We start from the raw sequence: 24,477 nt of genomic DNA on the forward strand, positions 1-24,477 counted from the left end.
TGCTTTCAGCGCTCGTGGCTCGTCACGGACGCGCCGATCACGCCGTATGCATCCTGGGCCCCGAGGGCACCTTCCGGGGCTCGTTTCCGCGCTCCGCGACGCGCGGTTTCTCGATGACGCGGTCGATCGCGGCCAGCAACGTTTGCTCCGACGAACCCTTGGGCACCCATCCCACGCCGAGCTGCGCGAGCCGCTCCTCCAGCGCGCGCGAAATCGGCCCGCTCGTGACGACCGCGGGCACGCCGAGCGAGGCCGCGTCGAGGATCAGGCGAAAGCCGCCCTGAGAATGCCCCGACAAACCCAGATCGGCGACGACGAGATCGGGGTGCCGGACGAGCAGGGCTTCGAGCGCGGTGGGCACGCAGGAGGCTTCGAGGGCGACCGCGGGGGCGTATTTCTCGACGAGAAGGGCGCCGATGAGGCGCCTGCGGGTCGCGTCGTCGTCGGCCACGAGGATGCGCCGCACGTCTTTCGTCGCGCCGTCGCGATTCGTGGGAAGTCCCGGTCGGATACCAGAAGCAGAACGCATGGTCCCCCCTGCGAGCTTGCCGGATACCGAGTACGCCACGCACCGGGCCCCCTTGCCATCGGGGGCCCCGGTCAAGGGTCGTCGGGGCGAGTCCGAGGGAGAGAAGGGTTGGGACCGGGCGGATCACGCCCAAGCTGCATTCTTTGGAGACGCGCGCACACGCCTTGGAGACGCCTGCACGCGACTTCGAGACGCGCGCAGGCGACTTCGAGACGCGGCGCACGCGACTTCGAGGCGCGCGCACGCGACTTCGAGACGCCTTCAACCGACCCCACGCCGCGCGCAGGCGACTTCGAGACACGGCGCAGGCGACTTCGAGACGTGCGCAGGCGACTTCGAGACGTGCGCAGGCGACTTCGAGACGCGCACAGGCGACTTCGAGACGCGCGCAGGCGACTTCGAGACGCGCGCAGGCGACTTCGAGACGCGCGCAGGCGACTTCGAGACGCGCCTGTTTGTGGCTAGACCCACCAAAGGTGGGCGCTCACACCCCCGAAAGGTCGATCAGGCCGCCCGCCGTGCGAGCGCCTCGTCCAGAATCGCGAGGCACCCTTCCAGCGAGTCACACGCATTCAGCGCGCGCCGGAGCGCCGCCGCGCCCGGCAGACCGTGCAGATATCCCGCGAGGTGCCTTCGGGTCACGCGCACCCCGTGGGGCTCGCCGCGCTCCTCCGTGTTCATCACGAGGTGCTTCTTGCAGAGCGCGATCCGCTCCTCGGGCGTCGGCGCATCGATCCGCCGACCCTCTTCGAGCAGCGCCTTCGCCTCGCGGAAGATCCACGGGTGCTCGATCGCCCGGCGGCCGACCATCACGCCCTCGCAGCCCGTCTCCGCGAGCGCGCGCTCGGCGTCCTCCGCGCTCTTGATGTCGCCGTTCACGATCACCGGGATCCCGACCACGCTCCTCGCGCGCGCCGCCCAGGTCCAGTCCGCCGCCCCCGAGTGGCCCATCTGCGCCGTCCGGCAATGAATGGTCAATGCCGACACGCCCGCGCCTTCCAGCCGCTTCGCGAGCTCCACGATCGGCATCTCCGACTCCGGGCCCCAGCCGATCCGCGTCTTCACGGTCACCGGCATGGACACGCGGCGCACGACCATCGCGGCCATCTCGACCATCGCCGTCGGGTTCCGGAGCCAGCCCGCGCCTGCGCCGCGGCCCGCGATCTTCGGCACCCAGCAGCCGCAGTTGATGTCGACGAACGAAGGGCCCGCCGCCGCGGCGATCTCGGCGGCCTCGGCGAGGCGATCCGGATCCGAGCCGTAGATTTGGATGGCGGTCGGCTGATCGTCCGCGCCGAGCGTGATCTTGCGGCGCGCGTTGCGGCAGCCGCGCAAGAGGCCCTCGACGTTCACGAACTCCGTCACGCAGAGCTCGGCGCCGAGCTCGCGGCAGAGCTTGCGGAAGACGGCGTCGGAGACGTCCTCCATCGGCGCGAGGATCACGGGGCGGGACGAGAAGAGCTTCTGGAAAAGCGTTCGGTCGGGGGACACGGGGGGGAGAGGTTAGAGCACGCGGCAGACGGACGCGCCAGCGATCCAGCGCGTGATTGCGGGTAGACTCGCCGCCCCATGGCGAAACTCCAGCCCCTCCCGCTTCTGCTCGGTCTCCTCGCCACCGCGTGCGGCTCCGCCGGCGTCCCCGAGCCGAGCGCGCCTTCGCTCCTCTCGAGCGCGTCGTACGGGAGCGCCTCCTCGTTCTCCGCGCCGAGCGGCCCCTCGATCCCGAGCCACGGCGACGCGCGCGGCGCCCTCGTCGTGCGCCCGGACCTCGCGTGTGTTCCTTTCGTCCTGCGCGTCGAGCTCGGCGATCCGAAGGCCGGGCTCGATCTTCTGGAGAAAGCCACGCTCGCCCTCAAGGAGCGCTTCGGCGCGGCCACGGGCGGCGCGGCCACGATCGCCATGCTCGGCGCGAACACCACGGCCGCGGCCGAGTATTCGAAGGTGAAGGACGACGAGCCGCGGAAGACGCGCTTCGTCGTGACCGTGGACGGCGCCGTCGAGGTCCCGCTCGCCGCGGAGGCGGGTTACTGGGCGCGCGCGAAGATCGTCGCGGGGCTCGTCGAGGCCTCGAAGAAGCATGACGCGCTCGTGCCTTCGTCCGGGGAAGGCGCGCCCGAGATCGAGACCGCGTTCGGCTCGCCCGAGATCAAGCTCCGCGACCCCGAGTCGTTCCGACCCGAGCTCGTCAAGCGCTGGGTCGAGCGCGCGCGCGCCTTCGCCCGCGTCGCCGAGTCGCAGACCGTGCCCCTCCACCTCATCTCGTGCGAGCCGCCGAGCGCCATCACGCAGACGCCCATCTCCCTCGAGCAGGTCGGCCTCGCGCTCCCCGTCTCCTGCCGCATCGACGTGGCCCCGCCCGCACGTTGAGGAAAGCCCCGGGGCGCCCTCGCCCTGTGTGGCTCACTCTGGCGCAGCGTATTCCCTGAAAAAGGCGGCAATCGGGTCGGCATCGCTTTTGCTGAACCCGCCCGCGCCTTGGCTTGCTTTTCTTAAGGCTCCTACCCGAGAGGAGATCTTCCCCATGCGCTTCGGCTTCGTTGTCCCAGTTCTTGCCGCCACCCTTCTTGCTTCTCTTACGGCGACGAACGAAGCCGAGGCGTGTGGGGGATGCTTCGCGCCGCCGAGCCAGAGCACCGTCGTCTCGGCGCATCGCATGGCGCTCTCGATCTCGCCGAAGCAGACGGTGCTCTGGGATCAGATCCAGTACAACGGCGATCCCGAGAGCTTCGCGTGGGTCTTGCCGGTCAAGCCGGGCGCGGTGATCGAGGTCTCCACCGACGCCTGGTTCGACACGCTCGACGCCGCGACGACCACGCAGATCTTCCAGGCGCCCGTCGACTGCGGCAACGGAAGCAGCGGCGGCTTCGGCTGCAGCGAATCGCTCGCGGGCCGCGCGTTTTCGGACGCGGAGGGGGGCAGCAACGGCGGCGGCGGCCCGAGCGTCACGGTCGTCCACCGCGGCACCGTGGGCCCGTATCAGACCGTCACGCTGAGCACGGACACGCCCGGCGCGCTGAACACGTGGCTCGACGTCGCGGGCTACGACATCGATCCCTCGACGCAGCCGGTGATCGACGCCTACATCGCGGAGAAGTTCGACTTCATCGCGATCAAGCTCGTGCCGGGCAAGGACGTGAAGGCGATGACGCCCGTGCGTGTCGTGCAGCCAGGCATCAGCCCCACGCTGCCCCTGCGCATGGTGGCGATCGGCAGCGGCGCGAACGTGGCGATCACGCTCTTCATGATCACCGAGGGTCGCTGGGAGGCGAAGAACTTCAACAACGTCGTCGCGCCCGTCGACCTACTCTCGTGGGACTTCAAGACGCAGTCGTCGAACTACGGCGAGCTCCGCACGAAGGTGCTCGAGCAGAACGGCGGCGCGTCGTGGCTCACGGCGTTCGCGTTCGAGGGCGGCCTGCTCTCGCAGCTCCCCGGTCTCTTCAGCTTCCAGGGCTTCCGCACGTACACGACCGCCGGCAACGGCAACTTCGCCGACTCGATCGCGGCGGCCTACGTGCAGCAGGGCATCGCGAACGGCGAGACGGCAGACGGCTTCTGCTCGGAGTCCTTCGCGAACGTCGGCAAGAGCGGCCTCATGGTCTCGAACCCGTGCCCCGCGGGCGTGCCGCTCGACGATCCGTCCTGCGGCGAGGTCGCGTCGGGCGAGATCGACGCACGCACGCTGGCCTGCGGCCCGCTCGACGACCTCGCGGTCGCGCTGAACGGCCTGCATCCGAAGGACGTTTGGCTCACGCGGCTCGAAGCGAACCTGCCGCGCGCGGCGCTCGAGAGCGATCTCGTCCTGCAGCCCGCGGCCTCGCAGGAGACCGTCGACAACATGCACCAGGCCCGCATCGGCACGAACGTCGACGTGTTCTGCGGCGACGGCTCGGCCGCTCCGATCCCGGGCGGTGGCAAGAAGACCGGCGACGGACGCGGCCCGCTCGTCGTCGCGTTCGGCATGGCGCTCGCCGCGCTCGCCGCGGCTGCTCGCCGGCGCATGGGCATCACGAGGGCCTGAGCTCTCCTCTTTTCGATATGCTAGGCGCGAGAGCGCCATGGCAACCGTCCGCCCCTTCTCGTCCCCACCCCAGGCAAACCTCATCAAGCGCGTCGCCGTCGCGGCCATCGGGCTCGTGATCCTGGCGATCGCCCTCTCGTCGTGCGTCACGCGCGTCGACGCAGGGCACGTCGGCATCAAGGTCAAGCTCGCCGGCGACGAGCGCGGCGTCGACAAGAGCCCCACGGTGCAGGGCTGGGTGTTCTTCAACCCGCTGACCGAGCAAATCATCCTGTTCCCGACGAGCGTGCAGAACATCGTCTGGACGAAGGATCCGCACGAGGGCAACGCGCGCGACAGCTCGATCACGTTCTCGTCGCAGGAGGGCGTGAACATCAACGCGGACGTCGGGCTCTCGTTCCACATCGAGCCCACGCTCGCGCCCAAGCTCTACGGGCGGTTTCGCAAGTCGGACCTGATGGACCTCGCGAACGGCTACGTGCGCAACGCGATGCGCGAGAGCTTCAACATGCAAGCCTCGCAGATGCCGGTGCAGGAGATCTACGGCGCGGGCAAGGGCAAGCTCGTGGAGAACGTCGCGAAGCGCATGCAGGAGCAGCTCGGCCCGGACGGGTTCGTGATCGATCAGCTGACGATCAACGGCGCGCTGCGGTTGCCGGAGAACGTGGCGAACGCGATCAACCGCGCGATGGAGGCGACGCAGCAGGCGATCCAGGCGGAGAACCGGGTGCGCCAGGTGAAGGCAGAGGCGGAGCAGGCGGTCACGCAGGCCGAGGGGCAAGCGAAGGCGGCGCGGGCGCGCGCGCAAGGCGAGGCGGACGCGAAGCTCATCACGGCGAAGGCCGAGGCGCGGTCGAACCTGATCCTCAAGTACTCGATGACGCCGTCAGTGCTGCAGTACCGCGCGCTCGAGCGCTGGAACGGCAGGCTGCCCGTGATGAACGGCGGCGGCGCGATGCCGATGCTCACGTTCGACGCGTCGAAGCTCGGCAAGGGCGGCGACGACGACGAGAAGAAGCTTCTCGAGCTGCTCGGTCAGGAAGAGGAGTTGGAGCGCAAGGACGCCGAGCGCGAGAAGGCCGAGAAGGATGAGAAGGCCGACACCGGGAAAGCGCCCCCGGCGTCAACGCCGCCGGCCGAGCCATCGAAGCCGTAGTCTCATGTCGACGCCGCTGCGCTGGGGCGTTGCCCCAGGCCCCAGCGGGGGCTGTCCGCCCCTGCACCCGGACCAGCGCAAGCGCTGGACTCGTGGTCGATTAACTGCGCCCCCGCCCAGTTCATCGAACGGGCCCGGTCGAGACCGGCGACAGCAGCGCTGACGTCTCGACGGGCGGGGCGGTCCCACCGGCCTGCTGGGAGAACTGCGCACCGCGCAGTTCTCCCACAAAAGGTCCAGGGCTTGCCCTGGTTCGGGTCGAGGGGCGAATAGCCCCCGCGGGGCCCGGGGCAGCGCCCCGGCGCGGCGGGTGAGGGAGTCGAACTACAAACGCACGTCGAGGTGCGTGCGCTTCTTCAGCTCGTCGAGCCACTTGCGCTTCGCCTTCTCGAGGATCTCCGTCTGCAGGCGCTGCACCATCTCGCCCTTCGCCGCCTCGTATGTCGTGTACCGGGAGGGCTGACGCGAGACGAGCTTCATGATCACGAGGCCCTTCTCCACCTGGATCACATCGCTTACCTGACCGGGGTCGAGCGGCATCACCGCGTTCTCGAAATCGGGCGCGAGCGCCGGGCGCTGGCCCTGCTGGGCCTGCGGCGAGCCGGCCGGCGCGCGGATCCCGAGGTCGCCGCCCGCGTCGCGCGTGTTCGCCTCGTCCGAGTAGGCGCGCGCGAGCGCCGCGAAGTCCTCGCCGGCGCGGGCCCGCGTCACGAGCTCGGCCGCGAGCTTCTTTCGCTCGGCGATCGCCTCCGGGCTCGATCCCGGCATGATCTGCAGCACGATCCACGCGGCACGGTAGTCGCGGCGCTTGCGCTCCTCGCGAAGCGTGCGCTCGTACATCGCCTTCACGTCGTCCTCGGTGATGCGCACGCGCCCCTTCACGCGGAGCTGCAGCATCTTTCCTTCGAGGATCTGCCGCCGGATCTCGTCGCGGTACTCCTGCTCCGTGAGGCCCAAGCGCGCCTTCGCCTCGCGGAACATCTCGGCCGTCGTGAGACCTTGGGCGTTCGCGATGTTGCGGAAGGCGTTCTCGACCTCGTCGGGCGTCACCGTGATTCCCGCGCGCTCGGCGGCCTGCGCTTCGAGCCTCTGATCGATCATCACCTCGAGCGTGTCCTTGAAGACCTGCGACTCTGCGGCCGCTTGCTCGGCGCCGGGACGCACGCGCTGCTGGACCTGCAGGAGGGAGGGCTTGGCGCGGGCGCGGAGATCGGAGAGCAGGATCGGGTCGTCGCCTACGACCGCGACGATTCGCTCGACGACGATGGCTTCGGCCGGCTGCTGGGCGAGGGCGGCGGCGAGCACGAGACCAAGAGCGACGAGCCTTTGACGAGAGCGCATGCCGGGCACGACGTAGCACAAGTGCGGCCGTGGGTCCGCGGGCGAATCACCCGAGATCGTCCGTCCCCGTTGCGGCAGCCGTCGCCCTGGTTTATTGCGCGGCCATGCGCGAGTTCCCGAAGCCCACTGCGGGCGAAGCGATCACGATGTCCGCGTCCGGCCAGCTCCAGGTGCCGGACCAACCCATCATCCCGTTCATCGAAGGCGATGGCACCGGCCCCGACATCTGGCGGGCGAGCCAGCGCGTACTCGATGCGGCCGTGGAGAAGGCCTACGGCGGCAAGAGGAAGATCGCCTGGTACGAGGTGTACGCGGGCGAGAAGGCGTTCAACACGTTCGGCGAGTGGCTGCCCCAGGGTACGGTCGAGGCGTATCGCCAGTACCTCGTGGGCATCAAGGGCCCGCTGACGACCCCGATCGGCAAGGGCATCCGTTCGTTGAACGTGGCCCTCAGGCAGATGCTCGACCTCTACGTCTGCCTGCGCCCGGTGCGCTGGTACAAGGGCGTTCCTTCGCCGGTGAAGGATCCGGGCGCGGTCGACATGGTGATCTTCCGTGAGAACACGGAGGACATCTACGCCGGCATCGAGTGGGAGGCCGAGAGCCCCGAGGCGAAGAAGGTGATCGACTTCCTCCAGAACGAGATGGGGGTGAAGAAGATCCGCTTCCCGGCGACGAGCGGCATCGGCATCAAGCCGGTGAGCCGCGAGGGCACGGAGCGCCTGGTGCGCGCGGCGATCGAGTACGCGCTCCGGTTCAACCGGAAGAGCGTCACGTTCGTGCACAAGGGCAACATCATGAAGTTCACGGAAGGCGCGTTCAAGGCGTGGGGGTATTCGCTCGCGCAGCACGACTTCCGGAACAAGGTGGTGACCGAGCGCGAGACGTGGATCCTCGGGAACAAGGAGAAGAACCCGGAGATCACGGTCGAGCAGAACGCCAAGGAGATCGAGCCTGGCTACGACATGGCGCCGCCCGACATGCAGGCGGAGTTCCGCGCCGAGGTCGAGGAGGCGCTCAAGCTCTGGGACACGCACGGCGGCGGCAAGTGGAAGAAGATGCTCCGCGTCAAGGACTCGATCGCGGACATCACGCTGCAGCAGGTCCTCACGCGGCCGCGTGATTTCGACGTGATCGCGACCTTGAACCTGAACGGCGATTACCTCTCGGACGCGCTCGCCGCGCAGATCGGCGGCATCGGCATCGCGCCGGGCGGCAACATCAACTACGTGACGGGCCACGCGGTCTTCGAGGCCACGCACGGCACGGCGCCGAAGTACGCGAACCTCGACAAGGTGAACCCCGGCTCGGTCATCCTCTCGGGCGAGATGATGCTGCGGCACATGGGCTGGATCGAGGCCGCGGACCTCATCAACAAGGGCATGGACGGCGCGATCGGCGCGAAGACCGTGACCTACGACTTCGCGCGCCTCATGGAGGGCGCGAAGGAAGTGAAGTGCTCCGAGTTCGGTGACGCGATCATCGCGAACATGGGCTGAGCGCTTTCCCGCGTGACGTGCTGAAGCCCCCTCTTCCGGATCGGAGGAGGGGGCTTCATACTGTCGAGGGTTCTCGACGGGTGCCTACCCATGGACAAGAGCGTTCTCGTATTCCACAGCTTCGAGGAAGCCGAGCGGGCCGACGAAGCCTATTACGCGAGCCTCACGCCACAGGAGCGCGTCGACCTCTTGCTGGATCTCGTGGCCAGCTACCGGGAGTCCATGGGTGAAGCTGCAGCAGGATTTGAGAGAGTTTGTCGGGTTGTTGAACTCGAGCGGTGTTGAGTTCATCGTCGTCGGGGGACACGCCGTCGCGTTCCACGGACATCCCCGGTTCACCGGGGACATCGATTTCTTCGTTCGGCCGACGCGGGCGAACGCCGACCGAATCCTTGGGGCGCTCGCGACGTTCGGTTTTGGACAGCTCGCGTTGTCTGCCGACGACTTCATGCGGCCTAACGCGGTCGTGCAGCTCGGCCGTCCGCCCAACCGTATCGATTTGCTGACGTCGATCTCCGGCGTCGACTTCGATGAGGCCTGGGACAGCCGGGTGAGCGGCTCGCTCGACGGGCTGCCGGTGGCTTTCCTCGGGCTCGAAGCGTTGCTCAAGAACAAACGGGCCTCTGGGCGTGAGAAGGACGTCGCAGACGTGGCGAAGTTGATGGCGATCAAAGCCAAGACGCCATGACCTCGGCCGTGACCGCCGGCTGGCCGGCCATTCTTTCGAGCCTGAAGACGCTGCTCGAAACCGGGCAGCCGATGCCCATGACCACGCGCCGCTGGGGGGCGTGACGCCGATCAGCGGAGGGCCAGCTTCAGCGCATGCTCGGCCTGGTCCACCTCCGCGCGTAAAAACCCTCCGAACACATAACGATCCGGCCGCACGACCGCGAGCGTGGCGTCATACCGGACAAACCACCGTTCGAGCGCGCCGTCCTCGTCGACGAGCGCGCCTTCGCGCGCCTCGCTCCCCGCGGGAAGGATCCGGAAACACCGCGCGCCGAGCCCCGCCCAGAAAGGTTCGTCCCGGACCACCTCGCGTGGATCGAGCCCGAAGCCGAGCACGGCGAATCCCGTCCCGAGCACGTCGTCGAGCCGCACGCGCGCGCCCGCGGCGTCACGCACGAACGGCTGCGGGAAATACGTTCCTTCCGGGTAACGCGGGGTCACGCCCGGCGCTCTGTCGAAGCGCCCGCGCCGACGCCGCCCGCCGCGCATCATTCCCGCGTCGCACGTAGGCTTCGGCTTGAACTCCATGTTCCGGATGAATTTGCGCACGCGGCCCACCCGATCGAGCCCACGGAACACGGCGTCCCGCACCGCCGCCGCGCGCGCGTCGCGCACCAGAAAGACGTGCCCGAGCCGGATGCTGATTTCCGTCATCGCGAGCAGGTGCGGCCGCCGCTCCTCTTCGTACGTATCGAGCAGCCGCTCGCTCGCGCGCCCGGAGGCGCAAAGCGCGAGCTTCCACGCGAGGTTCGCCGCATCCCGGAGTCCCGACACGAGCCCTTGCCCCATGAACGGCGGCATCGTGTGCGCCGCGTCTCCCAGGAGGAAGACCCGACCTTTGCGCCATTGCGCCGCCGTCTTCGCCTCGAACGTGTACACGCTCGCTCGTTGAATTCGGATCTTCGCGGGATCCACATACGGCGCGATCAGCCGCGCGACCGACTCCGGCCTCTCGATGGCCTCCCGCGTCTCGCCCGCCTGCAGCATGAATTCCAGGCGGCACTGGTTCTCCGTCCCGCGCGCGACGAAGCCGGGCCGCGCCGGATCACATACGAAACGCGCGAGCGGCATCGTGTCCGGGATCTCGTCCATCACGCCGGAGATGGCGATCCACGGCTCCTCGTACCGGCGGCCCTCGTAAGCAATGCCCGAGAGCTTGCGAATCGTACTCTTGCGCCCGTCGCACCCGAGCACGTAACGCGCCCGCAATGCGCGCGTCTGTCCGCTCGGATCCCGCACCCGCAGCCGCACCCGCTCCGCATCCTGATCGATCGCGAGGACCTCGTGCCCGAGTCGCAACGACACGCCCTCGAATCGCTCGAGCCCTCGCCGTAGGATGGCCTCCAGCGTGGGCTGGTGAAAGAAGTTCAGCGCCGGAAAACCATTGCCGAAATCGAGCCCGCGGAAGACGAGCTTCGCGAAGGCGCGCCCGCTTCCGTCGGTGAACTCGGCCTCCGGGCAGGCGTACATCGTCTGCGCGAGCTCCCGATCGAGCCCGGCCTGCTGATAGACGCGCATCGCCTCGTCGTCGCAGGAGAATGCGCGCGGGGTGCCATGGGGCGTCGTCTCGCGCTCGAGCACGGCCACGCGGAGCCCGCGCCCGCCGAGCAGATTGGCCATCAGCGTGCCCACGGGACCCGCCCCCACGATCGCGACGTCGACGTCTTCGAGCATGCCCGAGTATCGCGATGGCGAGATGGCGCGGCAACCGGGGAGAGCTTCGCAGGGAGAACGTGATCAGGAGTAGAACGCGCGAATGCGATCCACCACGAACTGCTGCTGCTCCGGCGTCAAGGTCGGCGAAATGGGGAGCGAGAGCACCTCGCGGCAGGCGCGCTCGGCCTCGGGGAAATCGCCCGGGTGGTGGCCGAGGTGCGCGAAACAAGGCTGGAGATGCAGCGGGACCGGGTAGTAGACGGCGGTGCCGACCCCGGCGGATTCGAGGAAGGCGCGGAGAGCGTCGCGACGAACGGCGCGAATCGTGAATTGGTGGTAGACGTGGCGGCCCTCGGGATCGTCCTCGGCGGGGCGGACGAATTCGGAGAGGCCCGCCTCGGCGAAGAGGGCGCGATATCGATCGGCGATGGCGCGTCGCGCCTCGGTCCAGCCGTCGAGGTAGGGGAGCTTGGCGCGTAAAACCGCGGCCTGGATCGCGTCGAGGCGGCTGTTCATGCCGACCTCGTCGTGCCGGTACATCTTCTCGCCGCCGTGCGTGCGGAGACGGCGAATCCGGAGGGCTTTTTCGGGGTCGTTCGTCAAGACGAGCCCACCGTCGCCGAACGCCCCGAGGTTCTTGCTCGGGAAAAACGAGAGGCAGCCAAACGTGCCGATCGTGCCGGCCGCGTGCCCACCCCGCCGCGCGTCGATCGCCTGCGCCGCGTCCTCGACGACCGCGATGCCACGCGCCCGCGCTTCGTCGAGCCACGCTTCCATCCGCGCCACGCGGCCGTAGAGATGCACGGGCACGATCGCGCGCGTGCGCGGGCCGAGCGCCGCGAGCGCGCGCGTGGGATCGAGGTTCCAGGAGTCGGGCTCGATGTCGACGAACACGGGCCGCGCGCCGAGCCGCGCGATCGCGCCCGCGGTCGCGAAGAACGTGAACGGCGTGGTCACGACCTCGTCGCCCGGGCCCACGCCCGAAGCGACGAGCGAGAGCAGGAGCGCGTCGCTGCCCGAGGCCACGCCGATCGCGTGCGCGGCACCGAGGCGCGCGGCGATCGCCTCCTCGAAGAGGCGAACCTCTTCTCCGAGGACGAACGCCTGCGCCTCGACGACACGGGCGATGGCTTGATCGATCTCTTCGCGGATCGCGCGATGGAGCGCGCGCAGATCGAGGAGCGGGACCGTGATGTCCCGCATGGGGACACTCACGCGGCCGGCGTGTTCTTCACGACGTCGGTGATGCCCTGCACGCTCTTCGCGCTCTTCGCGAGCATCGCCTTCTCGTCGTCCGTCAGCTTGATCTCGAGGATCTTCTCGACGCCGCGGCCGCCGATGATGACGGGCACGCCCATGAAGAGGTCCTTGTAGCCGTACTCGCCGTCGAGGTAGACGGCGCTCGGCAGGAGGCGCTTCTGGTCGAGGAGGAACGCCTCGGCCATCGCGACCGCGGCCGAAGCCGGGGCGTAGTAGGCGCTCGTGCCCATGAGCTTGACGATCTCGCCGCCGCCCGTGCGCGTGCGGGCGATGATCGCGTCGAGCTTCTCGCGCGCGATGAGCTCGGTCGCGGCGACGCCGTTGATCGTGGTCGCGCTGAGCACGGGGACCATGTCGTCGCCGTGGCCGCCGAGCACCATGGCGCGCACGTCCTTGATGCTGACGTTGGCCTCGCGCGCGAGGAAGAGCTGGAAGCGGGCGCTGTCGAGCACGCCGGCCATGCCGACGACGCGCTCGCGGGGCAGGCCCGTGGCGCGCTTGAGCTCGTAGACCATCGCGTCGAGCGGGTTCGAGATGACGATCACGAACGCGTCCGGACAGTGCTCCTTCACGCCCGCCGCGACGCTGCGGATGATGGGCAGGTTCGTCGCGACGAGGTCGTCGCGGCTCTGGCCGGGCTTGCGCGGGATGCCCGCGGTGACGATCACGACGTCGGCGCCGGCGCAGTCCTTCCAGTCGCTCGTGCCGGTGATCTTCGCGTCGTAGCCGATGACGCTCGAGTTCTGCTCGAGATCGAGGGCCTTGCCCTTGGCGAAGTCGCTCTTCGCCGGGATGTCGAAGAGGACGATGTCGCCGAGCTCCTTGCGGGCGCAGAGCGCCGCGAGCTCGCCGCCGATGTTGCCGGCCCCGATGAGTGCGATCTTCTTCCGAGTGCTCATGCGCGGCCCTTTAGCATCCCGACGAGCTGAAAAGAACCGGCTTGCTGCGCCGCGCAAATCTTGCGCTAAGGTCCGGGCGACATGGTGGACGAAGACACCCTCAAGCGAGCGCTCCGGACGACCCTCGACCGCACGGATTTCGAGGCGCTCGGCGCGAAATACGAGGGGAAAGTCCGGGACAATTACACCACGAGCGATGGTCGGCGTTTCCTCGTGGCCACCGACCGCATCAGCGCGTTCGACCGCGTGCTCGGCACGCTGCCGCTGAAGGGGCAGGTCCTGAACCTGCTCGCGGCGCACTGGTTCGAGGCGACGAAGCACATCGCGCCGAACCACGTGATCTCCGTGCCGGATCCGAACGTGGTCGAGGCCGTCGAGTGCACGCCGCTGCCCGTGGAGATGGTCGTGCGCGCGTACGTCACGGGCGTGACCTCCACGAGCATCTGGACCCACTACGCCCGCGGCGAGCGCGTCTTCTGCGGCCACCACCTGCCGGACGGGCTGCGCAAGAACGACCGCTTGCCGGCGCCGATCCTGACGCCGAGCACGAAGGCGCCGAAGGGCGGGCACGACGTGTCGGCGTCGCGCGAGGAGATCCTCGCCGAGGGCGTGATCAGCGCGCGCGATTTCGACGAGGCGGCCGAGATGGTGATGGCGCTCTTCGCGTTCGGGCAGAAGCGCTGCGAGGAGCGCGGGCTCATCCTGGTCGACACGAAGTACGAGCTCGGCAAGACGAAGGACGGGCGGATCGTGGTGATCGACGAGATCCACACGCCGGACTCGTCCCGCTTCTGGTTTGCCCGGACGTACGACGAACGCCGCGCGCGGGGCGAGGAGCCCGAGTCGTTCGACAAGGAGTACGTGCGCCGCTGGCTCGCGGGCACGGGGTTCACGGGCGACGGGCCGATTCCTACGATCCCGGACGAAGTGCGCGTCGAGGCGGCGCGGCGGTACATCGAGGCGTTCGAGACGATCACGGGACAGGCGTTCGTGCCGAACCTCGAGGATCCGCACGCGCGGATCCGGCGGAACCTGAAGATCGCGGGCTAGGCGCTCGCGCGCTCCTCGTGCAGCGGGGGCGGGGACCAGAGGAGCCACGCGATGCAGCCTGGGAGGACCCAGGCGCCGACCGCCAGGAACGGGATCCTGTAGCCACCCGTGATGTCGATGAGCCGGCCGAGGACCGGGCTCGCGACGATGAGCGCGAGTGACTGCGCGGCTGCGCAGACGCCGCTCGCCGCGGAGGCGATCGAGGGCGGTACACGCGTGAGCATGTCTGCGGTGAGCATGGCGAAGACCCCGCCGCCGCCGGCCAAGCCGAGCCCGCCGAGCACCATCGATTCGACCGGCGTACGCCCGAACGCCGTCAGCGCGAGCATGACGTGGAGCGCGATCCCGATCGCAAAGAGCGGACGATCAGGCGCGCCGCCCACGCGCGCTCGGCCTCGCACACTGGCGAAGTGACCAAAGAGGATCGCCCCGGCGTCGAAGAGTACGAGCGGGATGATGAGGTAGGGGCCCACCTTCGCCTGTGGGATGCCGTGTCCGGCGGCGAGATACTTGGAGGCCCAATTGAGCAGGAAGCCGGTCGCCGGCGCCGACGCCATGATCGCGAGCGTCGCACGCAGCACCGCGGGGTGCGTCAGGACCGATCGTGCACGCGGGCGGTTCGCAGAAGGCGCGTGTGCGGCGTCGAGCACCTCACGCGCCGGGCTCCGCCACGCGAAGAGGAGCCAGAGCGGCACCCACAAGAGCCCCACGAGAGCCGTGCCGAGAAACGCGATCCGGAGGCCCCAGGTTTTCTCCAGGAACGGCGCGAGCTGCGGCGCGACGATGGCACCGAGGGAGCTGCCCGTGAACAGGAACCCGAAGCCGCGCGCGCGATCGGCCGGCGGGAGCACGCGCTGGATGGTCTGCGCGGCGCCCGGAAACGAAGGCGATTCGGTGAGGCCGAGCGCGACGCGCAAAATGAGCAGGCCCGTGAAGCTCGGCGCGAGCGCGTGCGCGGCGGCGACGAGCGACCACGCGACCACGGCGCCGAGCAGGCCCCGGCGCGCGCCGAGGTGATCGACGAGCCAGCCCGCGAACGGAGCCCCCGCGAGGTAAGCAACCGAGAAGGCCGAGACGAGCCAGCCGTACTGCGTGTCCGAGAGATCGAAGACCTTCGAGACGGTGGGCGCGAGCGCGGCGAGGGCCTGGCGATCGACGTAACTCACGGCCATCGTCAGCGTCGCGGTCAAGGCGAGGGCCCAAGCGTGGGGCCGCGAGAGGGCAGGGGAGGCGGAGGAGCTCGGGGCGTTCGTCACGGGCGGCAGGATGCTCGCACGGATCACGCATCCTCGGGCGGTTCATGGACGCGGCGCGTCCTCGCAGGTACATCCCCGGCATGCGCCAGCCGATCGCGATCGGGGTGGATCTGGGCGGCACGAAGATCGAGGCCGTCGTGCTTCGGGAGGCGGAGAAAGCCGCGCCGGCGGTCGACCTCCGCCGCCGCATCCCCACGCCACGCGAGCGTGGCTACGAGGGAATCCTCGAGGCGGTCGCGACGCTCGTGCGGGACGTCGCCGCGGAGGCGGGCCTCGACGCAAAGACGATCCCGCTCGGCGTGGGCATGCCGGGCGGCGTGACGGGCGCGGGCCTCGTGAAGAACTCGAACACGACTTGCCTCAACGGCGGCCCTTTCCGCCCGGATCTCGAGCGCCTGCTCGATCGATCCATCGCCTTCGACAACGACGCGAATTGCTTCGCGCTCGCCGAGGCGCGGCTCGGCGCGGCCGCGGCGTACGTGGGCGGCGTCGTCTTCGGTGTGATCCTCGGGACCGGCGTCGGCGGCGGCCTCGTCATCCGCGGGCAGGTTTGGCCGGGCGAACACGGCATCGCCGGCGAGTGGGGCCACCACGCCGTGTTCCCCGACCGCGGGCCCGTCTGTTACTGCGGGCATCGCGGCTGCCTCGAGCTCTTCGCGAGCGGCCCCGCCGTCGAGGCGGACTATGCGCGCCGCGCGGGCCGCTCGCTTTCGGCCTCCGAGATCGCCGCACGTCGCGCCGAGGATATTCACGCCGCGGCCGCGATCGAGGGTCTCCTTGAAGCGTTCGCCCGGGGCCTCGCCAACGTGATCGACATCGTCGATCCGACCGCGATCGTGCTCGGCGGCGGTCTGTCGAATTTGAACCTTCTCTACGACGAGGGTCGCGATCGCGTGGCCGCGATCGTCTTCAACGACGAGCTCCGCACGCCGATCTTGAAGAACAAACTCGGCGACAGCGCGGGCGTGATCGGTGCAGCCTTGCTGGCGATCTAGCTGAAGCGCGACGCTTCGGTGGGCTTCACGCCGAGCGATTCGAGCGCCGAGGCGAGCTTCGATCGGTGGATCGACACGACCGTCGGCATGCCGCCGGAGATCCCGAACTTCTCCAGGAAATTGATCCCGCTGTCGAACGCGGCCGCGAACGTCACGTTGTCCCCGTCGATCACGGCCGACACGCTCGCTCGCTCCTGACCAACGAGCAGGAGAAGCGTCTTGTCGTACGGACCTTTCCGCGTCGTCGCGTCGACGATCACGATGCCCGGCTCGATCCGCGCGAACGACTTCGCAAGCCTGCGCGACTCCGCCTCGAGCGGCGCGAGCTCCGCGCCGGCGGCGTCGATCGGCTGCCATAGCGACGCGTCCGTCAGACCCGTCGAAAGGTGCCGCACGATGAGCCCGAAGAGCGCATGATCCCTCGGCCGCGCGCGGAGCGCCCGATCGATGCGCTGCGCGATCGGGCCCGGCGTACCGATCCGCGTGTCGATCGCCCGAGCGTCCGCGTCGCAGCCGGGATACGGCTCCTCACCGCCGCGCAGCCACTTGGCGCCGCTCGCCAGGCCGTCGAAATCCACGTGGCAGACGAGCGTGTCGATACGGCCGGCGCGCGCGACGATCTCCGGCGTGATCATCTCCGGGCAAGCGCCGTGCTCGGCCTTCGTGGAGAGCACGAATCGCGCGTCCTCGGCATAACGCGCGTGATGCAAGCTGTCGTGGTGATCGACCCAGGCACGAAGCCGCGATCCGAGCGCCTCGATGAAGGGCAACGTTACCGTTTCGAAGCTCTTGCCCCCCGCCTCCGAGGCGAAGGCGATGTCCAGGACCACCACGTTTCCGCGGAGATCCTTGGGTTTGGGCAGCTTCCGTGGGGAAGCGAACGAAAGCTCGACGGATTGCATCATCCTTCGCTCGGTTGCGTCCTTCGTGTCATTCCCTGCATCCGACTTGGATAAACTCGCTCTGGGGAGACGGACATGAAGCGCGGATTCTTAGCATGTGGTGGGGCCCTCGTCGGTATCTGGCTCCTCGCCGTGCCCGGCGGCGCGCCCGCGGCCCACGCGGACGAGGCGCAGGCTACAGCGGAGCCCACGGTCACAGCGCCCACCTGCTCGATCAAAGGCACCTACCCTCCCTCCAAGAACACCAAACTCTTCGACGCGCCGAGCGGCGGCAACCTCATCGCCACGCTGAACGGCGCGTACATCCCCATGACGCTCAGCGAAATCCCGTTCGACCCCACGGCCGGTCGAGCGCGGCTCGCGACGTCGGCGGGCAGCGGCGCGATGCGGCTCGAAGGTTACGTCGCGCCCGCGGACATCTCGCTCTTCACGACGCGCGACATCTCGGTCTACGGCGGGCACGTCTGGATCGCGAGCGCGCAGAAGGTGAAGCTCGTCAAGGCCAGCCTGAACTCGCTCACCGTGGAGATCCCGGTTGGCGGCACGTTGAACCAGACCGTGCGGGCGACGGCGCCTTGCGACGCGTTCGCGCTCGCGAAGGGCACCGTGCAGCCGTTCGAGGTCCCCGGCAACGGCCGCGGTTACATGACGAAGAAGCAGAAGCTCGAGCTCTTCGACAAGCCGAACGGCGACGTGGTCCTCTCGCTCGACATGATGGAAGGCGCGGGGCAGCTCTTCTGGAGCACGGAGATGAAGCTCGGCTTCGTGCACGTGATGTCGCGCAGCGATCTCACCATCGACGCCTGGGCGCGCCTCCGTGACCTCGACCCGCTGAAGAAGGGCGAAATGATGGACCAGTACATCCCGCCCACCACGCAGATCGCCGGCGCGCAGCTCACGTTCGACAAGCCCCCGCCCCTCGTGCGCGTCACGAAGGAGATCCCGATCCGCGCGAAGCGCGACGACAAGGCGAAGCCGATCGGCGTGATCGAGGCGGAGAGCGAGGTCTACGTGCTCGAGACCGTCGCGGGCTGGACGAACATCCTGCCGAAGCACCTCGGGATCGTCCCGCCGGACGACGGCGGCTTCTGGATCCCGTCGAGCGAAGTCCCGAAGTAACCTCTGCCGTTGCAGCGCTGGCCCCATCGCGGCAAGGATGCGGCCATGCGGCTCCGCACAGCGCTCCCCGCCCTCGCCACCCTCGCCACCGGCACGTTCGTCCTCGCGACGTCCGAGGCCGCGCCCGATTCGAAGAGCTCGAAGGACGCGATCGTCGCCCCGGCCGTCGCCGGTCAGCAGGCGCTCGCCGTGCGCGCGTCGAAGGCGGGCATCGTCGCGCGTGTCTGCGCGAAAGAGGTCAACTGCAACGCGGAGTCGGGCACGACGATCGAGCTGCCCGCGGGGGCGCTCGAGCTCGTCGCGAAGGGCGCCGAGCTCGACACGAGGACGCTCGCGGGCGGGCGGCAGGTCGTGCGTGTCGTCGCCGGCGGGGGCCCGGGCGGCGCGAGCTTCGTGGCGCTCCTCGGCGCGCCGCTCGCGGGCAAAGGCGACGCGCCGATCACGCTCTGGACCGGCTTCACGGGCCTCGCGAAGGGCGAGCACGGCGAGGAACGCGCGAGCGTGCTGGTCGAGGAGCCGCTGGAGAAAGGCGTTCGGCTCGTGGTGGGCGAGCAACGCGACGACGTCACGGTGTGCGGCAGGCCCGCGCTCGTCTCGGCGCGCGAGGTCGATCCGCAGACGATGACGTTGAAGCGCGGCGCGAGCGTGCAGAACCTTTCCGGCAAGGAGCGCGCCGAGGCGACGAAGCTCGCGGCGACCCCGGTTTCCGGGGACAAACCGCGGCCGCTCGTGCCGCTGCTCGTGGCGCGGACGGCGTCGAGCGCGGTGGGAAAAGCGTTCGCGACGCTCACGGACGGGGATCCGGAGACGGCGTGGTCCGAGGCGAAGACGGGGGCGGGGCGCGGGGAGTTCGTGACGTTCTCGTCGGCGAGCGAGGTGCCGATCACGTCGCTCGACCTCGTTGTGCGCCCGCCCAAGGCCGAGGTGTCCGGGGGCGCCGCACCGAAGACGATCTACCTCGCCACGCCGGAAAAACTCTACGAGGTGAGCTTCCCGGAGGACGCGTTCAAGAAGGCCGGCGCGCGGTACGAGGTGAAGCTCCCCGAGCCGATCACGGCCACGTGTCTGTCGGTCGTGCTCGACACGGCGTACGCGCCGGAGAGCGCGGCGGACGCGCGCGTGACGATCGCCGAGATTACGGCGCGCACGGCGTTCGACGAGAGTTCGCCCGAGGCGCTCGTGGGCGCGCTCGCGGGCGGGAGCGATCGATCGAAGGGCGCGGCGGCGCTGCTCGCGCGGGGCGGGAGCGCCGCGGTGAAGGCGACGATCCAGGGCTACGACAAGCTCGACGACGCCGGCAAGAAGCTCGCCGAGGGCGTGATCGACGCGGCCCCGTGCGCCGACCAGGCGCCGTTCTGGACACGCGTGATGCAAGCCGAGCTCGAAAAGAAGGGGTCGAAGCGCGCCCCCGAGGAGCCGGTGCTCGTGCACGCGCGTGATCGCTTGCGCCGCTGCGGGCGCGCGTCAGCACCCTCGCTCGCCGAGCTCGTGGTGAAGGGCGAAGGCAAGGTCCGGATCGAGGCCGCGTCCGAGCTTTCGCTCCTCGCGCCGGCCGAGGCGATCCCCGTCCTCGTCGACGCGCTCGCGACCCCGGACGACGCGCTCCGGCGCGAGCTCCGCGGCTCGCTCGCGCACGCGGCCAAGAGTGATCGCGCGCTCGCGGCGCTCGGCGCGGAGCTCGAAAAGGAGCGGTTCGCGGGGCGCAGTGAGGTCGTGCGGATCGATCTGCTGCGGGCGCTCGGTGCGCGCATCGATCTCGTGCCGGGCGCGCGCGACGCGTTCGCTTCGCTCGCGACGGAAGGCGCTCCGTTCCGGACGCGTTACCTCCTGCTCGGCCCCGCGGCCGATCTCGCGCGCGCCGGCGACAAGCGCGCCGAGGCGTTCCTCGTCACGGCGCTGCGCAAGGATCCCGATCGGCACGTGCGGCTGCGCGCCGCCGAGGTCGCTCATCGCGCGCCGCTGGTGTTGCCTTCGCTCCTCGAAGCCTCCGAGGATCCGGAGGTGCGCGTGCGCGACGCCGCGGTCCTTTCGCTCGGCGCGCGCGGGCGAACGGACGAGGCGCCGTCTGCGGCGCTCGTGACCGCGCTCGGAAAGCGCCTCGCGCAGGACCCGTTCACGTTCGTACGGACGAACGCGGCCCGGAGCCTCGGGGAGATGCCGAGCACGAAGGCGGGGGACGCGGCGCTCGCGGCGGCGCTCGGCGACGCCTCGCCGGAGGTCCGTGGCCGCGCGCTCGATGGTCTCGGCATGCACCAGGCGACGGCCTACCTCGGCCCGATCCGCGAGCTCGCCGGGAACGACGAGGAGCAGGCCGAGGTGCGCGCGCGGGCCATCCTGGCGCTCGCGGCGATGTGTGACCGTTCCCAGGTGGACACGTGGACGAAGCTCGCGCGAAAAACGCCGTTTGCCATGAGCGAAGGGGAGCGCACCCTCGGCGCGGCGGGGATCGCGGCGCTTGGGGACATAAAACCGCAGGATCTCCGCGCGAGGCTCGCGCCGCTGCTCGATCCGAAGGTCCCGCGCAACGTGCGGGAGCTCGCGCGAGCGGCCCTCGAAGCAACCTCCAAGTGCAAGTGATCGCTGCTTTTTCGGGCGTCCTCGGCCCGGGACGGAGGCCCCGCCCGTCGGTACGCACCGCGCGGTAGCGGTTGCCCTGCGATCCGTGTAATTTCAGGGGAGGCAGGGATCGGAGGAACCAAGGCGCAAGTGAGTAACCCCGCCGAGAACATCAAGCCCGGCACCGTGATCGCCGATCGGTACCGCGTCGTGCGTCAGCTTGGGCGCGGCGGCATGGGCTCGGTGTTCCTCGTCGAGCACGTCCATACGGACGAACAGCTCGCCCTCAAGATCTTGCACTCGGCCGTGATCTCGGACGCCGTGGCGCTCGAGCGCTTCCGCCGCGAGGCGCGCACGCCGGCGCGGATCAACAGCGATCACGTGGTCCGCGTGACCGACGCGGACGTCGCGGCGAACCTGAACGGCGCGCCCTTCCTCGTGATGGAGTACCTGCGCGGCGAGGACCTCGATCAGCGCATCGAGCGCCTCGGGCCGCTCCCGCCGACCGACGTGGTCCTCTACCTGCGCCAGGCGGCCCGCGCGCTCGACAAGGCCCACGCCCTCGGCATCGTCCATCGCGATCTCAAGCCCGAGAACCTGTTTCTCACGACGCGCGAGGACGGCACGCCCTGCATCAAGATCCTCGACTTCGGCATCGCCAAGCTCACCGGCGAGGCCTCGCGCGAGCTCGTCCGCGCGGCCGCGACCACGACGGGGCAGATCTTCGGCACGCCGCTCTTCATGTCGCCCGAGCAGGCGAAGGGCGAGTCGTCCAAGATTTGTGGTCAAACGGATGTCTGGGCCCTCGGGCTCATCGCGCACCGTCTCCTCACGGGCCGCGACATCTGGACGGCCGAGACGATCACCCATCTGATCGCGCAGATCGCGTACGAGCCGATGCCCATCCCGAGCGAGCACGGCGCGCCCTTCGGCCACGACTACGACGACTGGTTCGCCGTGTGCTGCGCCCGCGACGTGAAGGTGCGCTACGCCTCGGCCGGCGAGGCGGTCACGGCGCTCGCGAAGTCGCTCGGTGTGATCGAGACGTTCCCCGGCCCGGGGAGCGGGCCGGATCGGATCACCGGTCGCTTCATCATCGACGCGAAGCACCTCACCCCGCCCCCGTCCACGGCGGCGGCCGCGACGCTCAGCGCCTCGCAGCTCACCTTGCTCGGCGAGCCTCCGCCCACCGATCCCGCGCCGCCGCCGACGCTCACGCCGCAAGAGACGCAGCGCAAGAGCTCCGCAGGGCCGCTCACGCTCACGGGCATGAAGCTCGGCACCGCGCCGTCCCGGAAGAACCGAGTGCTCCGCGCCGCGGCCGTCGCGCTCCTCGTGGGCGCGTCGCTCGGGGGCGCCATGCTCTGGTTCATGCGCCCTCCGCCCGTGAGCACGGACGATCCGAGCATGCGGCCTGCCTCGCCCGACGTGAAGACGACCGCATCCGCGTACCCGCCCACGGTCGTGCCGATGAACGATGCGCAGCACACCGTCATGAATCCAACACCTTCGCCTTCGCCGACGTTGGCGAACACGCAGATCGCAGACGCGGGGGTGAGCGACGCGGCGCCCACGGCGACCACGAGGCCGTTTCCCCATCCCACCACGACGACGACCTATCCGTTCAAGGGGACCGTGGGTCCGCGCAACAACAAGTCGTTCGATCCGCTGTCGGGCCGGCACTGAGACGCCCCTGCCGTTTCTTCGGCTTCCCCGGGGAGCTGGGGTATAGGGTACGCTGAAGTGCGAACGATGCTGCTCCCATGGGGGCGGTCTTCTCGGATGGAACACTCTCGCATGCAGGGCCCTCTGCCTGGTCGGACAACGCCACGCGCGTCACGCGCGCGCGGTGCAGCGCTGCGCGGGGGCTCGGCCCTAGCCCTTGGCGTCGGGCTCGTGATCTCTTCGTCCGTTGCACGGGCGAACGATCCGGCCGCCGCCGACGCTCTGTTCCAGGCCGCGAAGAAGCTCATGAGCGAGAAGCAGTACTTCGAGGCCTGCCCCAAGTTCGACGCGAGCTACAGGCTCGATCCGACGCTCGGCACGCTCCTCAACCTCGCCGACTGTTACGAGAAGCTCGGTCGCACCGCGACGGCGTGGTCGACGTGGGGCGAGGCCATGGAGAAGGCGCTGCGCGACGGGGACAAACGCGCCGACTTCGCCCGGAGCCGTCGCGACGCGCTCTTCCCGAAGCTGCCGAAGGTCGTCATCAACGTGCAGAACGAGGTCCCGGGCGTCGACATCCTGTGGGATCAGGTCAAGCTCGCGCCCGCGGTCTTCGGCGTGGAGCTGCCCGCGGACCCGGCCGAGCACGACCTCCTCGTCCTGCGCGACGACGGCATGAAGCTCAAGGAAGAGCGCGTTCGCGTCACCAAGGAAGGTGATCGCACCGAGATCACGCTCGACATCGAGGCGCTCGACAAGGCGAAGCCGCGAAAGGTCAAGGTCGTCGAGCCGCCGCCTCCTCCTCCTCCGCCGGGGTCGAGCAAGCAGCGCCTCGCGGGGTTCGTCGTCGGCGGCTTCGGCGCCGCGGGGCTCATCGCCGCGGGCGCGCTCGAAGGCGTGGCGCTCGCCAAGCGCGGCGCCGCGAGCGACAGGTCGGCCTGCGTGGAGAAGTTCTGCACGCCCGACGGTCTCGCCGCGATCTCCTCGGCGCAGGCGTTCGCCGAAGCCGGTCAGTGGATCGGCCTCGGCGGCATCGTCGCGGCCGCGGTCGGCGTGACGCTCCTCCTCACGGCGCCCCCAGCGGCACCGCCGCCTCGCCCCGCGACGGGCGTCGTCGTTCCGCGCCCTGTGTGGGTGGCCCCGTGGGCCGGGCCGAACGGCGGCGGGCTCGTCGTGGGGGGCGCGCTGTGAAGCGGCCCCTCGGCGTGAGGATCGCCGCGATCCTCGTCGCGTTTGGCCTCGTCGGCGGGTGCGCGACGGTGCTCGATCTCGAGGGCTACCAGGACGCCGCCGCCGCGCTCTGCACGTGCCCCGGCTTCGAACAAGTCACGTCGTGCGCGACGCGCGCGCAGGCGCGCATCACGGCCGCGTCGGAGGCCGAGCGCACGGCGTTCCTCGACACGTTCGAGAAGAAGCAGTGCGGCACGATCTGCGAGCACGCGGCCGAGTGTTACGCCGCGATCCCCGGCTGCAACGGCGAGAAGCCCGGGTGCGAGTGCTGTCCGTGGAACGACTCGGTGCTCATGTGCTCGACCTCGGACACCTGCCAGACGTGCCGCACGTGCTTCCAGATCGCCACCGAGCAGGGCGACGGGATGACGTACGAGTGCGCGTCCGGCCGGGGGCGGCTCAAGGAGCTCCGGGACTGCGCGTGCACCGTGTGCACCAACGACTGCACGGGGTTTTGCCAGAACATCGAGCTGCTCACGGCCGATCCGCAGGACACGTGCCACACGTGCCTCGAGCAGAACTGCAAGGCCCCGCTCGACACGTGCTTCGGCGACAAACCTTAGGGGGACTCGAACGTGCACGCCGGAGCGCCGCACCCCGAACCTTTGTCCTCT

General features: G+C 69.5%; 21 protein-coding genes. 13 read left to right on the top strand and 8 right to left on the bottom strand.

Features of this window, described 5'->3' with window-relative positions; translation table 11 throughout:
* Nucleotides 1-37 precede the first annotated feature (37 nt).
* Together KEG38_RS09830 and dusB are read right to left on the bottom strand one after the other, a co-directional pair.
* The gene (locus KEG38_RS09830) at nucleotides 38-529 is read right to left on the bottom strand and encodes a response regulator (RefSeq protein ID WP_272418893.1); all 492 of its coding nucleotides are present in this window, start codon (nucleotides 527-529) and stop codon (nucleotides 38-40) included.
* A 504-nt stretch (nucleotides 530-1,033) separates the two neighbouring features.
* Complete coding sequence (gene dusB, locus KEG38_RS09835) at nucleotides 1,034-2,020, bottom strand: tRNA dihydrouridine synthase DusB (protein WP_272418894.1); 987 nt, start codon at nucleotides 2,018-2,020, stop codon at nucleotides 1,034-1,036.
* A gap of 78 nt (nucleotides 2,021-2,098) precedes the next feature.
* Here dusB and KEG38_RS09840 point away from each other — a divergent pair, with 78 nt between their 5' ends.
* The 3 genes from KEG38_RS09840 to KEG38_RS09850 all read left to right on the top strand — a co-directional run bounded on the left by KEG38_RS09840 (nucleotide 2,099) and on the right by KEG38_RS09850 (nucleotide 5,706).
* Nucleotides 2,099-2,896, top strand: coding sequence for a hypothetical protein (locus KEG38_RS09840; RefSeq protein WP_272418895.1), 798 nt, complete (start codon nucleotides 2,099-2,101; stop codon nucleotides 2,894-2,896).
* Between the two features lie 154 nt (nucleotides 2,897-3,050).
* Nucleotides 3,051-4,550, top strand: coding sequence for a DUF2330 domain-containing protein (locus tag KEG38_RS09845; protein WP_272418896.1), 1,500 nt, complete (start codon nucleotides 3,051-3,053; stop codon nucleotides 4,548-4,550).
* 37 nt (nucleotides 4,551-4,587) lie between these two features.
* Complete coding sequence (locus tag KEG38_RS09850) at nucleotides 4,588-5,706, top strand: prohibitin family protein (RefSeq protein ID WP_272418897.1); 1,119 nt, start codon at nucleotides 4,588-4,590, stop codon at nucleotides 5,704-5,706.
* 324 nt (nucleotides 5,707-6,030) lie between these two features.
* On the opposite strand, the gene KEG38_RS09855 is transcribed toward KEG38_RS09850, so the two are convergent.
* The gene (locus KEG38_RS09855) at nucleotides 6,031-7,047 is read right to left on the bottom strand and encodes a peptidylprolyl isomerase (protein ID WP_272418898.1); all 1,017 of its coding nucleotides are present in this window, start codon (nucleotides 7,045-7,047) and stop codon (nucleotides 6,031-6,033) included.
* Between the two features lie 104 nt (nucleotides 7,048-7,151).
* Here KEG38_RS09855 and icd point away from each other — a divergent pair, with 104 nt between their 5' ends.
* The 3 genes from icd (at nucleotide 7,152) to KEG38_RS09870 (ending at nucleotide 9,234) form a co-directional block, all read left to right on the top strand.
* The gene (gene icd / locus KEG38_RS09860; RefSeq protein WP_272418899.1) at nucleotides 7,152-8,546 is read left to right on the top strand and encodes an NADP-dependent isocitrate dehydrogenase; all 1,395 of its coding nucleotides are present in this window, start codon (nucleotides 7,152-7,154) and stop codon (nucleotides 8,544-8,546) included.
* Nucleotides 8,547-8,636: 90 nt separating this feature from the next.
* Entirely contained in the window at nucleotides 8,637-8,831 is a 195-nt protein-coding gene (locus KEG38_RS09865) for a hypothetical protein (protein WP_272418901.1), read from the top strand.
* Nucleotides 8,773-9,234, top strand: coding sequence for a nucleotidyltransferase (locus KEG38_RS09870; RefSeq protein WP_272418902.1), 462 nt, complete (start codon nucleotides 8,773-8,775; stop codon nucleotides 9,232-9,234). Before KEG38_RS09865 ends, KEG38_RS09870 begins: the two co-directional genes overlap by 59 nt.
* Nucleotides 9,235-9,344: 110 nt before the next feature.
* Here the strand turns inward: KEG38_RS09870 and mhpA are convergent, their stop codons facing one another.
* From mhpA to mdh, 3 genes are all read right to left on the bottom strand, one after another.
* On the bottom strand, nucleotides 9,345-10,949 hold the full coding sequence (mhpA, locus tag KEG38_RS09875; RefSeq protein WP_272418903.1) for a bifunctional 3-(3-hydroxy-phenyl)propionate/3-hydroxycinnamic acid hydroxylase MhpA: 1,605 nt from the start codon (nucleotides 10,947-10,949) through the stop codon (nucleotides 9,345-9,347).
* Nucleotides 10,950-11,012: 63 nt separating this feature from the next.
* Nucleotides 11,013-12,146, bottom strand: a complete 1,134-nt coding sequence (locus tag KEG38_RS09880; RefSeq protein ID WP_272418904.1) for a DegT/DnrJ/EryC1/StrS family aminotransferase — start codon at nucleotides 12,144-12,146, stop codon at nucleotides 11,013-11,015.
* Nucleotides 12,143-13,090: a malate dehydrogenase gene (gene mdh, locus KEG38_RS09885; RefSeq protein ID WP_272418905.1), complete on the bottom strand. Its 948-nt coding sequence runs from the start codon at nucleotides 13,088-13,090 to the stop codon at nucleotides 12,143-12,145. Before mdh ends, KEG38_RS09880 begins: the two co-directional genes overlap by 4 nt.
* Nucleotides 13,091-13,171: 81 nt before the next feature.
* Between mdh and KEG38_RS09890 the strand changes: the two genes are divergently transcribed.
* Nucleotides 13,172-14,140, top strand: coding sequence for a phosphoribosylaminoimidazolesuccinocarboxamide synthase (locus KEG38_RS09890; protein ID WP_272418906.1), 969 nt, complete (start codon nucleotides 13,172-13,174; stop codon nucleotides 14,138-14,140).
* On the opposite strand, the gene KEG38_RS09895 is transcribed toward KEG38_RS09890, so the two are convergent.
* Complete coding sequence (locus KEG38_RS09895; protein WP_272418907.1) at nucleotides 14,137-15,423, bottom strand: MFS transporter; 1,287 nt, start codon at nucleotides 15,421-15,423, stop codon at nucleotides 14,137-14,139. The two genes, KEG38_RS09890 and KEG38_RS09895, sit on opposite strands and share 4 nt — an antisense overlap.
* Before the next feature lie 53 nt (nucleotides 15,424-15,476).
* Here KEG38_RS09895 and KEG38_RS09900 point away from each other — a divergent pair, with 53 nt between their 5' ends.
* Nucleotides 15,477-16,391, top strand: coding sequence for an ROK family protein (locus KEG38_RS09900; RefSeq protein WP_272418908.1), 915 nt, complete (start codon nucleotides 15,477-15,479; stop codon nucleotides 16,389-16,391).
* Here KEG38_RS09900 and KEG38_RS09905 read toward each other — a convergent pair.
* Complete coding sequence (locus KEG38_RS09905; RefSeq protein WP_272418909.1) at nucleotides 16,388-17,296, bottom strand: hypothetical protein; 909 nt, start codon at nucleotides 17,294-17,296, stop codon at nucleotides 16,388-16,390. The genes KEG38_RS09900 and KEG38_RS09905 overlap by 4 nt on opposite strands.
* 72 nt (nucleotides 17,297-17,368) lie before the next feature.
* Between KEG38_RS09905 and KEG38_RS09910 the strand changes: the two genes are divergently transcribed.
* The 5 genes from KEG38_RS09910 to KEG38_RS09930 all read left to right on the top strand — a co-directional run bounded on the left by KEG38_RS09910 (nucleotide 17,369) and on the right by KEG38_RS09930 (nucleotide 24,426).
* The gene (locus KEG38_RS09910) at nucleotides 17,369-18,412 is read left to right on the top strand and encodes a hypothetical protein (protein WP_272418910.1); all 1,044 of its coding nucleotides are present in this window, start codon (nucleotides 17,369-17,371) and stop codon (nucleotides 18,410-18,412) included.
* 45 nt (nucleotides 18,413-18,457) lie between these two features.
* Nucleotides 18,458-20,989 (top strand): HEAT repeat domain-containing protein, encoded by a 2,532-nt coding sequence (locus KEG38_RS09915; RefSeq protein WP_272418912.1) that lies wholly within the window; start codon nucleotides 18,458-18,460, stop codon nucleotides 20,987-20,989.
* 129 nt (nucleotides 20,990-21,118) lie between these two features.
* On the top strand, nucleotides 21,119-22,654 hold the full coding sequence (locus tag KEG38_RS09920; protein WP_272418914.1) for a serine/threonine protein kinase: 1,536 nt from the start codon (nucleotides 21,119-21,121) through the stop codon (nucleotides 22,652-22,654).
* Nucleotides 22,655-22,864: 210 nt separating this feature from the next.
* Complete coding sequence (locus KEG38_RS09925; RefSeq protein WP_272418915.1) at nucleotides 22,865-23,824, top strand: hypothetical protein; 960 nt, start codon at nucleotides 22,865-22,867, stop codon at nucleotides 23,822-23,824.
* Nucleotides 23,821-24,426, top strand: a complete 606-nt coding sequence (locus KEG38_RS09930; RefSeq protein ID WP_272418916.1) for a hypothetical protein — start codon at nucleotides 23,821-23,823, stop codon at nucleotides 24,424-24,426. The genes KEG38_RS09925 and KEG38_RS09930 overlap by 4 nt, the downstream gene beginning before the upstream one ends.
* Nucleotides 24,427-24,477 lie beyond the last annotated feature (51 nt).

Origin of the sequence: Polyangium jinanense (assembly GCF_028435265.1) — a bacterium.
GTDB lineage: Bacteria > Myxococcota_A > Polyangia > Polyangiales > Polyangiaceae > Polyangium > Polyangium jinanense.

Coding starts and splice junctions, on each gene's coding strand:
- KEG38_RS09830 (WP_272418893.1), bottom strand. CDS start 529: ATGCGTTCTGCTTCTGGTATCCGACCGGGACTTCCCACGAATCGCGAC.
- KEG38_RS09840 (WP_272418895.1), top strand. CDS start 2,099: ATGGCGAAACTCCAGCCCCTCCCGCTTCTGCTCGGTCTCCTCGCCACC.
- KEG38_RS09845 (WP_272418896.1), top strand. CDS start 3,051: ATGCGCTTCGGCTTCGTTGTCCCAGTTCTTGCCGCCACCCTTCTTGCT.
- KEG38_RS09850 (WP_272418897.1), top strand. CDS start 4,588: ATGGCAACCGTCCGCCCCTTCTCGTCCCCACCCCAGGCAAACCTCATC.
- KEG38_RS09855 (WP_272418898.1), bottom strand. CDS start 7,047: ATGCGCTCTCGTCAAAGGCTCGTCGCTCTTGGTCTCGTGCTCGCCGCC.
- icd (WP_272418899.1), top strand. CDS start 7,152: ATGCGCGAGTTCCCGAAGCCCACTGCGGGCGAAGCGATCACGATGTCC.
- KEG38_RS09865 (WP_272418901.1), top strand. CDS start 8,637: ATGGACAAGAGCGTTCTCGTATTCCACAGCTTCGAGGAAGCCGAGCGG.
- mhpA (WP_272418903.1), bottom strand. CDS start 10,949: ATGCTCGAAGACGTCGACGTCGCGATCGTGGGGGCGGGTCCCGTGGGC.
- mdh (WP_272418905.1), bottom strand. CDS start 13,090: ATGAGCACTCGGAAGAAGATCGCACTCATCGGGGCCGGCAACATCGGC.
- KEG38_RS09890 (WP_272418906.1), top strand. CDS start 13,172: ATGGTGGACGAAGACACCCTCAAGCGAGCGCTCCGGACGACCCTCGAC.
- KEG38_RS09900 (WP_272418908.1), top strand. CDS start 15,477: ATGCGCCAGCCGATCGCGATCGGGGTGGATCTGGGCGGCACGAAGATC.
- KEG38_RS09905 (WP_272418909.1), bottom strand. CDS start 17,296: ATGATGCAATCCGTCGAGCTTTCGTTCGCTTCCCCACGGAAGCTGCCC.
- KEG38_RS09910 (WP_272418910.1), top strand. CDS start 17,369: ATGAAGCGCGGATTCTTAGCATGTGGTGGGGCCCTCGTCGGTATCTGG.
- KEG38_RS09915 (WP_272418912.1), top strand. CDS start 18,458: ATGCGGCTCCGCACAGCGCTCCCCGCCCTCGCCACCCTCGCCACCGGC.